At 64.5% G+C, this 7,989-nt stretch carries 6 protein-coding genes; 4 read left to right on the forward strand and 2 right to left on the reverse strand.

Annotated elements, in window-relative coordinates; translation table 11 throughout:
- Window positions 1-237 (forward strand): transposase (locus AD662_RS04150; RefSeq protein ID WP_156334892.1); only part of this gene is annotated, 237 nt, incomplete at its 5' end.
- A 38-nt stretch (window positions 238-275) separates the two neighbouring features.
- Here AD662_RS04150 and AD662_RS04155 read toward each other — a convergent pair.
- Both AD662_RS04155 and cra read right to left on the reverse strand, forming a co-directional pair.
- Window positions 276-1,052 carry a TatD family hydrolase gene (locus tag AD662_RS04155; protein ID WP_053185665.1) on the reverse strand — a complete coding sequence of 259 codons (777 nt, stop codon included), beginning with the start codon at window positions 1,050-1,052 and terminating at the stop codon, window positions 276-278.
- Window positions 1,053-1,072: 20 nt separating this feature from the next.
- A complete protein-coding gene (gene cra, locus AD662_RS04160; RefSeq protein WP_014336586.1) occupies window positions 1,073-2,068 on the reverse strand; it encodes a catabolite repressor/activator in 996 nt (331 codons plus the stop codon).
- 288 nt (window positions 2,069-2,356) lie between these two features.
- Between cra and ptsP the strand changes: the two genes are divergently transcribed.
- From ptsP to AD662_RS04175, 3 genes are read left to right on the forward strand one after another with little or no spacing between them, the layout of a single operon-like run.
- A complete protein-coding gene (gene ptsP, locus AD662_RS04165; protein WP_053185668.1) occupies window positions 2,357-5,221 on the forward strand; it encodes a phosphoenolpyruvate--protein phosphotransferase in 2,865 nt (954 codons plus the stop codon).
- Window positions 5,221-6,162, forward strand: a complete 942-nt coding sequence (gene pfkB / locus AD662_RS04170) for a 1-phosphofructokinase (RefSeq protein WP_053185671.1) — start codon at window positions 5,221-5,223, stop codon at window positions 6,160-6,162. The genes ptsP and pfkB overlap by 1 nt, the downstream gene beginning before the upstream one ends.
- Window positions 6,163-6,176: 14 nt before the next feature.
- Window positions 6,177-7,922, forward strand: coding sequence for a PTS fructose-like transporter subunit IIB (locus tag AD662_RS04175; protein ID WP_024618445.1), 1,746 nt, complete (start codon window positions 6,177-6,179; stop codon window positions 7,920-7,922).
- The last annotated feature ends 67 nt before the right edge of the window (window positions 7,923-7,989 follow it).

Here is a 7,989-nt window from a genome sequence, read left to right on the forward strand (position 1 = left end):
GGGAAAAAGAAGGGACGCCGCTGCTTGTCTAAGCGAGGTGACCCAGAGGCACGTCGATTGATGCATAACGCCGCGATGTCGGCGAGGCGCACAGCGGCATGGAAGGGTTTTTATGAGGCACTGAGGGCCCGGGGACTCAGCACAACCGAAGCATTAGTGGCACTGGCCCGCAAGCTTGCCCGAGTGGTATTCGCCCTGCTGAAGAACCAGAGCGAATACTTACCGAAAGGCATTTAAGGGGTAGCCCCGTACCATAGAATCTCCCACAGGTTTTTTTACCAGTTGAACAGTTGGCGGGCATTGGCCGTACTGGCCTCGGCCAAGCGTTCCGGGCTGATACCCATGATCCCGGCCAGCGCCTCACAAATCGCCGGCAAATGCGCCGGGCTGTTGCGTTGGCCGGGGAACATCGCCGGGGCCATGTCCGGGGAATCGGTTTCCAGCACCACCGCGTCCAGCGGCAATTGCGCCAGCACCCGGTGCATGCGCAAGGCCTGGGGCCAAGTCGCGGCACCGCCCAGGCCGAGTTTGAAGCCGAGCCTGATGTATTCGCGGGCCTCTTCGAAGCTGCCGGCGAAGGCGTGGATGATCCCGGCGCGTTTGGAGCCCATGCGCTTGAGGGTCGCGATCACGTCGGCATGGCTGCGGCGCACATGGATCAGCGCCGGCAGTTCGAACTCCACTGCCAGTTGCAGTTGTGCGTCGAACAGTGCCTGCTGGCGTTCGCGATCCAGGGTGGGGATGTAGTAATCCAGGCCGATTTCCCCTACCGCACACAATTGCCGATGTCCGGCCAGGCGGCTCAGCCACTCGCGCAGTAGCGCCACGTCGTCGGGTCGGTGCTGATCGAGATACACCGGGTGCAGGCCCAGTGCGGCATGCAGGTCCGGGTCGCTTTGCACCAGGTCCCAGACCCGCTGCCAGTTGTCCCGGTACACGCCCAGTATCACCATTTGCCGCACGCCCAAGGCGCGGCTTTCGGCCAGCAGTGCCGGGCGGTCCGCATCAAAGTCTGGAAAATCCAGGTGGGTGTGGGTGTCGATCAACTCCATGGATCAATCCTGAAGAAGCGTCAGCCTTGGTGAATACGCTGCTTGAACGTCCGCGCGATGGCCTGCACGCCTGGCTGGTAGTCATCGTTTTCGATGGCCGCCAGGGCCAGTTCCAGGGCTTTGTCGGCGATCAGTTGGTGCTGCTGGGACATGGCATTGACCGGCAGCGGCAGGAAATCCAGCAACTGCGTGTCACCAAACGTACCCAGGCGCAACGGCCGCGACTTGAGCGGGAAATCGTGCAGGGCGTCGAACACCCCTTGCAGCAGCACGTAGGACGTGGTGATCAGCGCGTCGGGCAGATGCCCCAGGCGCGCGAGCATTTCCTCCATCAACTGGCGGCCGCATTCACGGCTGAACGACTCGCCATGCTCGATCAGCACCTGGCCCTCGAACCCGGCCAAGGCCTCGCGAAAGCCTGCGGCCCGTTCCTGGCTGATGCTCAGCTCGGGACGGGCGCTGATCAGCGCGATTTGTCGAGGGTGGGTCTCCAACAGGCTGCGGGTCAATTGCAGGCTGGCCTGGCGGTCGTCGCTGATCACCGAGCAGAAATGCGCCGGCTCCATCACCCGGTCGATGGCGATGATCGGAATGCCCTTGGCCTGCAGCTGCTGGTAGCTGTCGTCGCCGGCCGGCAGGCAACTGGCGACGATCAGCGCATCGCAGCGCCGGGCGCGGAACAACTGCAACAGCTGTCGTTCGCTGTCGGGGGCGTCGTCGGAACTGGCGATCAGCAATTGGTAGCCCCGCGCCCGCGCGCCTTGCTCCAGCAACTTGGCGATGCGTGCGTAACTGGGGTTTTCCAGGTCTGGCAGGATGAAGCCCAGGGTGCGGGTGTGGCGGCTGCGCAGCCCGGCGGCCTGGGGATTGGGCGTGAAGCCGTGTTCCTGGACCACCGCCCGCACCCGTTCGACGGTAGCGCTGCTGATGCGTTGCTGTTCGGCCTTGCCGTTGATGACATAGCTGGCGGTGGTCACGGACACACCGGCCAGTTGGGCAATATCACTGAGTTTCAACCCGGTTTTCCTTGTTTTTTCGAGTTAGCCCCGACGATAAGGGCCATCCTACCCGATTCAAGCCGACGGTCACCGTCCAAGCGCTTACGACAAGTTGCACTTCAAGGATGAGAGATTATCGAGTAACGTGCCAATCTTTCTAGATTAAACGTTTCAGCAAGCGTATTTTCAAGGCTAGCAGGATTTTTGGCCCTTCTGCCGTGATCACGCCAAAAATCATCCTGCAACGCTAAGCTGATTCATTCAAAACAATACCTGGCGCCAACCGGACGCCAAAAAGGAGAAAGCATGCTCGAGCTCACTCTAGAGCAGATATCCATGGCTCAGACGGCTGTGGATAAAGACGCTGCACTGCAACTGCTCGCCGACAAACTGGTGGCCGATGGCTTGGTGGCTGAGGGTTACCTCGCCGGCTTGCAGGCTCGCGAAGCCCAGGGCTCGACCTTTCTTGGCCAAGGTATTGCCATCCCCCACGGCACCCCGCAGACCCGCGAGCTGGTTCATTCGACCGGTGTGCGCCTGCTGCAATTCCCCGAGGGCGTGGACTGGGGCGATGGTCAGATCGTCTACCTGGCGATCGGCATCGCGGCCAAGTCCGACGAACACCTGCGCCTGCTGCAACTGCTGACCCGCGCCCTCGGCGAGACGGACCTGGGCCAGGCCTTGCGCCGTGCCGGTTCCGCCGAAGCGTTGCTGAAGCTGTTGCAAGGCGCGCCGCAGGAACTGGCCCTGGATGCCCAGATGATCGGCCTCGGTGTGTCGGCTGACGATTTCGAAGAGCTGGTATGGCGCGGCGCCCGTTTGCTGCGCCAGGCCGATTGCGTGAGCAACGGCTTTGCGGGGGTGTTGCAACAAGTCGATGCGCTGCCCCTGGGCGATGGCTTGTGGTGGCTGCACAGCGAACAGACCGTCAAGCGTCCGGGCCTGGCGTTCGTCACGCCGGACAAGCCCATCCGCTACCTGGGTCAACCGTTGAGCGGTCTGTTCTGCCTCGCCAGTCTCGGCGAGGCTCACCAGGCCCTGCTGGAAAGGCTCTGTGCCTTGCTGATCGAAGGCCGCGGCCACGAACTGGGTCGCGCCACCAGCAGTCGCAAAGTACTGGAAGTGCTCGGCGGCGAATTGCCCGCCGATTGGCCCAGCGCGCGCATCGGCCTGGCCAATGCCCATGGCCTGCATGCACGCCCGGCGAAGATCCTCGCCCAGTTGGCGAAAAGCTTCGAAGGCGAGATCCGCGTGCGCATCGTCGACGGCCAGGACAGCGCCGTGTCGGCCAAGAGCCTGAGCAAGCTGTTGAGCCTGGGCGCCCGTCGCGGCCAGGTCCTGGAATTCATTGCTGAGCCGAGCATTGCCGCCGATGCGTTGCCGGCACTGCTGGCGGCCATCGAAGAAGGCCTTGGCGAAGAAGTCGAACCGCTGCCGCCGCCGAGTGCGCCGCGGGAAACCGTGATGGCCGAAGTGGCGACTGTCGTGTTGGCGCCCGAATCTGGCAGCCTGATCCAGGCCGTCGCCGCCGCCCCGGGCATCGCCATCGGCCCGGCCCACATCCAGGTATTGCAGGCCATCGACTACCCGTTGCGCGGTGAATCGGCGGCCATCGAGCGCGAACGCCTGCAAAACGCCTTGAACCAGGTGCGCCGCGATATCCAAGGCCTGATTGAACGCGCCAAGGCCAAGGCCATCCGCGAGATCTTCATCACCCATCAGGAAATGCTCGACGACCCGGAGCTGAGCGACGAAGTCGACACTCGCTTGAAGCTGGGCGAGAGTGCGCAAGCGGCGTGGATGGGGGTGGTTGAAGCCGCCGCGAAAGAACAGGAAGCCTTGCAGGACGCCTTGCTGGCCGAACGGGCCGCCGATCTGCGAGACGTCGGCCGTCGGGTGCTGGCGCAACTGTGCGGCGTCGAAACCCCGAACGAACCCGATCAACCCTACATCCTGGTGATGGACGAAGTCGGCCCGTCCGACGTGGCCCGCCTGGACCCGACGCGGGTGGCGGGGATTCTCACCGCCCGTGGCGGCGCCACCGCCCACAGCGCCATTGTCGCCCGGGCCCTGGGCATTCCGGCGCTGGTGGGCGCCGGTGCGGCGGTATTGTTGCTGGCGCCGGGCACGTCCTTGTTGCTGGATGGCCAACGCGGTCGCCTGCACGTGGACCCTGACGCTGCCACCTTGCAACGGGCTGCTGAAGAGCGCGACACCCGCGAGCAGCGCCTAAAGGTGGCCGCCGAGCAGCGTCACGAACCGGCGGTGACCCGTGACGGTCATGCCGTGGAAGTGTTTGCCAACATTGGCGAAAGCGCCGGCGTCGCCAGCGCGGTGGAGCAGGGCGCCGAAGGCATTGGCCTGTTGCGCACCGAACTGATTTTCATGGCTCACACCCAGGCGCCGGATGAAGCGACCCAGGAAGCCGAATACCGCAAGGTGCTCGACGGCCTGGCCGGTCGACCGCTGGTGGTGCGTACGCTGGATGTTGGCGGTGACAAGCCACTGCCGTACTGGCCGATCGCGAAAGAAGAAAACCCGTTCCTCGGCGTGCGTGGCATCCGCCTGACCTTGCAGCGTCCGCAGGTCATGGAAGCGCAACTGCGGGCCTTGTTGCGTTCGGCGGACAGCCGTCCGCTGCGGATCATGTTCCCGATGGTGGGCAGCGTCGATGAGTGGCGCCAGGCCCGGGACATGACCGAGCGCCTGCGCCGGGAAATCCCCGTGGCAGACCTGCAGCTGGGGATCATGATCGAAGTGCCGTCCGCCGCATTGCTGGCGCCGGTGCTCGCCAAGGAAGTCGACTTCTTCAGCGTCGGCACCAACGACCTGACGCAATACACCCTGGCGATCGACCGTGGTCATCCGACCCTGTCGGCCCAGGCCGATGGCTTGCACCCGGCCGTGCTGCAACTGATCGACATCACCGTGCGCGCCGCCCATGCCCATGGCAAATGGGTCGGTGTGTGTGGCGAACTGGCGGCCGACCCACTGGCGGTGCCGGTGCTGGTGGGCCTGGGCGTGGACGAACTGAGTGTCTCGGCCCGCAGCATTGCCGAGGTCAAGGCGCGGGTCCGCGAATTGAGCCTGGCGCAAGTACAAACCCTGGCCCAAGAGGCCTTGGCCGTGGGCAGCGCCGATGATGTGCGCGCATTAGTGGAGGCGCTGTAATGGCGAAGATTCTTACCCTGACCCTCAACCCGGCGCTCGACCTCACGGTGGAGTTGGCGCGCCTGGAGCCGGGCCAGGTCAACCGCAGCGACGGCATGCACGCCCACGCCGCCGGCAAGGGCGTGAACGTGGCCCAGGTGTTGGCCGATCTCGGCCATACGCTGACGGTCAGTGGTTTTCTGGGCGAAGACAATGCCCAGTTGTTCGAGACGCTGTTTGCCCAGCGTGGTTTTGTCGATGCTTTTATCCGTGTTCCCGGCGAAACTCGCAGCAATATCAAACTGGCTGAGCAGGACGGACGCATCACTGACCTCAACGGCCCGGGCCCGGTGGTTGATGAAGCCGCACAGCACGCCTTGCTGGCGCGCCTTGAGCAAATCGCCCCCGGTCACGACGTGGTTGTGGTGGCGGGCAGCTTGCCCCGGGGTGTCAGCCCGCAGTGGTTGCAGGCCTTGATCACGCGTTTGAAAACACTCGGCCTGAACGTGGCCCTCGACACCAGTGGCGAAGCCTTGCGCGTCGCCCTGGCGGCGGGGCCGTGGCTGATCAAGCCGAACACCGAAGAACTGGCCGACGCGCTGGGTTGCGAGGTGGTGAGCGAATTGGCCCAGGCGCAAGCGGCACAGCGCCTGCACGCGCAGGGCGTCGAGCATGTGGTGATTTCCCACGGTGCCGATGGCGTGAACTGGTTCAGTGTCGGTACGGCGCTGCATGCCTCGCCACCCAAGGTCAGCGTCGCCAGCACCGTGGGTGCCGGGGATTCGCTGCTGGCGGGCATGCTGCACGGCCTGCTCAGCGCCGACACCCCGGAACAGACGTTGCGCACCGCCACGGCCATCGCTGCCATGGCGGTCACGCAGATCGGTTTTGGCATCCACGACACCGCGTTGCTGGCGTCGCTTGAACAGGGCGTGCGCGTGCGCCCCCTGACAGAACAATAAGAGGGTTAGCAAGAATGAAACTAGCCATTGTGACGGCCTGCCCGAACGGCATGGTCACCAGTGTGTTGTGCGCCCGCCTGCTGGACGCTGCGGCGCAGCGCCAGGGTTGGAGCACCAGTGTCGAAGTCCATGACGCGGCCCATCCGGAGCGCCAGTTGTCGGCCGCGACCCTCGAAGCGGCCGAGTGGGTGTTGCTGGTCGCCAGCGGCCCGGTGGACCTGTCGCGGTTCGTCGGCAAGCGGGTGTTCCGCAGCACACCGGCCCTGGCTCTCCAGGACGTTGATGCGGTGCTGCGTCGTGGCGCCGAAGAGGCCGAGGTTTTTCTCGCCTCGGATGTCGTGGAGGAGGCCCCCGCGGTGTCGACCGAGCGTGCGCCGCGCCTGGTTGCCATCACCGCATGCCCAACGGGCGTTGCCCATACCTTCATGGCCGCCGAAGCCTTGCAGCAGGCGGCGGCGCGCTTGGGTTACGACCTGAAGATCGAAACCCAAGGCTCGGTGGGCGCGCGTAATCCGTTGAGCCCCGAGGCAATCGCCGAGGCCGATGTGGTACTGCTGGCGACTGATATCGAAGTCGCCACCGAACGTTTTGCCGGCAAGAAAATTTATCGTTGTGGCACCGGCATTGCCTTGAAACAGGCCGAAGCCACGCTGAAAAAAGCCTTGGCCGAAGGGCGCCAGGAAAGCGCGGCGAACGGCGCCGCCTCGGGGCCGGCGAAAGCGGAAAAAAGCGGTGCCTATAAGCACCTGCTGACGGGCGTATCGTTCATGTTGCCGATGGTGGTGGCCGGTGGTTTGATGATCGCCTTGTCGTTCGTATTCGGCATCGAGGCCTTCAAGGAACCTGGAACCCTGGCTGCCGCGCTGATGCAGATCGGCGGCGAAACCGCGTTCAAATTGATGGTGCCGCTGCTGGCCGGCTACATCGCCTATTCCATCGCCGACCGGCCAGGCCTGGCGCCAGGCATGATCGGCGGGTTGCTGGCGAGCACCCTTGGCGCCGGCTTCATTGGCGGGATCATCGCTGGTTTCCTGGCCGGTTACACGGCCAAGGCGATCAATCGCTATGCGCGTTTGCCCCAGAGCCTGGAAGCGCTCAAGCCGATCCTGATCATTCCGCTGCTGGCGAGCCTGTTCACCGGCCTGGTGATGATCTACATCGTCGGTAAACCGGTGGCGGGCATGCTCGACGCCCTGACCCACTTCCTCGACAGCATGGGCACCACCAATGCGATTCTGCTGGGCGTGTTGCTGGGGGCGATGATGTGCGTCGACCTCGGTGGGCCGATCAACAAGGCGGCCTACGCGTTTTCGGTGGGGCTGCTGGCTTCCCAGAGTTATGCACCGATGGCCGCGGCCATGGCCGCCGGCATGGTGCCGCCGATTGGCCTGGGCATCGCCACCTTCATCGCCCGGCGCAAATTCGCCCAGACCGAGCGCGAGGCCGGTAAAGCCGCGCTGGTGCTGGGGCTGTGCTTCATCTCCGAAGGCGCGATCCCGTTCGCGGCCAAGGATCCGCTGCGGGTGATCCCGGCCAGCATTGCCGGCGGCGCGCTGACCGGTGCGCTGTCGATGTACTTCGGCTGCAAGCTCATGGCCCCCCACGGCGGCCTGTTCGTGATGCTGATCCCCAACGCCATCAACCATGCATTGTTGTACCTGCTGGCGATCGTGGCGGGGAGCCTGCTGACGGCGGTGGCGTATGCGCTGCTCAAGCGGCCTGAGGTGGTAGAGATGGCGTTGGAGCCGGCCAAGGCCTGATTTAAGTCACACCACCCTACCTGTGGGAGCGGGCTTGCTCGCGAAAGCGGCGTGTCAGACAACATTT

The sequence above is a fragment of the Pseudomonas kilonensis genome (assembly GCF_001269885.1).
GTDB lineage: Bacteria > Pseudomonadota > Gammaproteobacteria > Pseudomonadales > Pseudomonadaceae > Aquipseudomonas > Aquipseudomonas kilonensis.